This is a genomic window from Phenylobacterium sp., from assembly GCF_031425575.1.
GTDB lineage: Bacteria > Pseudomonadota > Alphaproteobacteria > Caulobacterales > Caulobacteraceae > Phenylobacterium.
In genome coordinates this window covers 1-1,687 of sequence record NZ_JANPJP010000095.1, presented here as the reverse complement: position 1 = coordinate 1,687, position 1,687 = coordinate 1, and the positions used below count along the sequence as shown (strand labels likewise).

Annotated in this window: 2 protein-coding genes and 1 pseudogene; all 3 read right to left on the bottom strand. The window is 68.2% G+C overall.

Annotated elements, in window-relative coordinates:
- On the bottom strand, positions 1-185 hold a 185-nt coding region (locus RMO97_RS05065; protein ID WP_310539449.1), incomplete at its 3' end, for a hypothetical protein.
- Positions 186-214: 29 nt separating this feature from the next.
- Positions 215-1,513, bottom strand: a pseudogene (mnmE, locus tag RMO97_RS05060) (tRNA uridine-5-carboxymethylaminomethyl(34) synthesis GTPase MnmE).
- Positions 1,510-1,686 carry a DUF6489 family protein gene (locus RMO97_RS05055; RefSeq protein WP_310539450.1) on the bottom strand — a complete coding sequence of 59 codons (177 nt, stop codon included), beginning with the start codon at positions 1,684-1,686 and terminating at the stop codon, positions 1,510-1,512. The pseudogene mnmE and the gene RMO97_RS05055 overlap by 4 nt, the downstream one beginning before the upstream one ends.
- Position 1,687: the final 1 nt, after the last annotated feature.

Sequence of the window (1,687 nt, the reverse complement as noted above, 5' to 3'; positions counted from 1 at the left end):
CCCATCAGTCCTTCCGCGTTCGCGCCCTCGCTTATCGCGGGCACGGCGCCTACCAGCACCAGCAAGCCAACACCCATGACCGTCCCGGCCTCGAGGATGAACGCGCGGATCGAGGCTGTTCGCCCCAATGCGAACCCCAGCACAATATGCGGCAGCAGCAGGGCGGCGAGAATGCCGAGGATCATGGGCGGTTCGTCCGTTTCACGTGAAACATCTACTTCCCGATACAGAAGGTGGCGAAGATCCGTCCTAGCACCTGTTCGGGGTCAATGCGCCCCGTGATACGGTCCAGCGCACGCGCAGCCAGCCGGACATCCTCTGCGGCCAGTTCAACATGTTCGTCCTGCTCCAGAGCCTGTCGCAACCGCGCCGCCGCCTCGGATAGCAGGCCGGCATGCCGCTGGCGTGTGGCGGCCGGGGGCTCCGCGCCCGCCAGGGCGTCAACGACCACAGCGGACAGGGTCCGCTCGAGCTAGGCGAGGTCATTGGGGCTGCGGACTGTGAAGGGTTCGCCGACCAGGTCGGCCACCCCCTCCCCCAGGTCGCGCTTGGTGATCAGCCGGATGTCGCCGACCCGGGCCCCTGCGAAACTGGCTTCCGGGTCCATGCCGTCGGCCAGCCAGACCCGCAGGTCTGCGGCCTCAGCCCAGTCGCGCGCGCGCCGCACGCCTTCGGCCTCGATTTCATCGACTGTGTCACGCAGGCCGGCGGTGTCCGCCAGGATCACCTTGTAGCCGGCCATGACCATGGGAACCTCAATGATGTCCCGGGTTGTCCCTGGCGTCGCGGTGACAATGGCCGCGTCACGTCGCGCGAGGGCATTGAGCAGCGTGCTCTTGCCGGCGTTCGGCGCGCCGACCAGGGCGATCCGGAAGCCTTCGCGCACCCGGGCGCCGCGCTCGGCATCCAGCGCCGCAGCGTCAAGCTCAGCGATCAGCGCTTCCAGCACCGGCCGCGCGCGCGCCGCCACGTCCTGAGGCGTGTCCTCGTCCGGAAAGTCGACGGCCGCCTCAAGCATGGCGAGAGCCTGGGTCAGGGCATCGGTCCAGCGTGCCTGGATCCCCGACAGCCGCCCGCCCAGTTGCTCCAGGGCCTGCCGGCGCTGGGCGTCGGTCTCGGCGTCGATCAAGTCCGCCACGCCCTCGGCCTGGGCCAGGTCAAGCTTGCCATTCTCAAAGGCGCGGCGGGTGAATTCCCCGGGCTCGGCAAGGCGCAACGCGCGGTCGTTCAGCGCAGACAGCAGCGCATCCACCACCGCGGCTCCACCATGCACGTGAAACTCGGCGACATCCTCGCCGGTATAGCTATCGGGCCCCTTGAACCAGAGCACCAGCGCCCGGTCGATCAACTGACCGTCAGGGCCACGCAGGTTGCGCAGGCTGGCCCGGCGCGCCGCTGGGAGCGCCCCGGTCAGAGCTTTCACCGTCGACCGCACGTCGCCGCCCGAGAGCCTCACCACCGCCACCGCCGCCCGGCCCGCCGCCGTGGCCGGGGCGTAGATGGTGTCGGTCATTTGCGGGTGGCGGTTTCCATGAACTTGCGGAACTGTTCCTGGGCGCCCGTCCCGAAGCTCATCCAGTTCTTCATGAAGTCCTCGGGATTGAGCAGGTTCATATTGGCGTCGATCCGCTTGGTCATTTCACCGACCAGGTGATCGTTCAGGCTGCTGACATCCGGCAGGCCCATG

Bases quoted from the DNA above. Each gene is read 5' to 3' on its own strand.
- RMO97_RS05055 (WP_310539450.1), bottom strand. From the start codon at position 1,686: ATGGGCCTGCCGGATGTCAGCAGCCTGAACGATCACCTGGTCGGTGAA.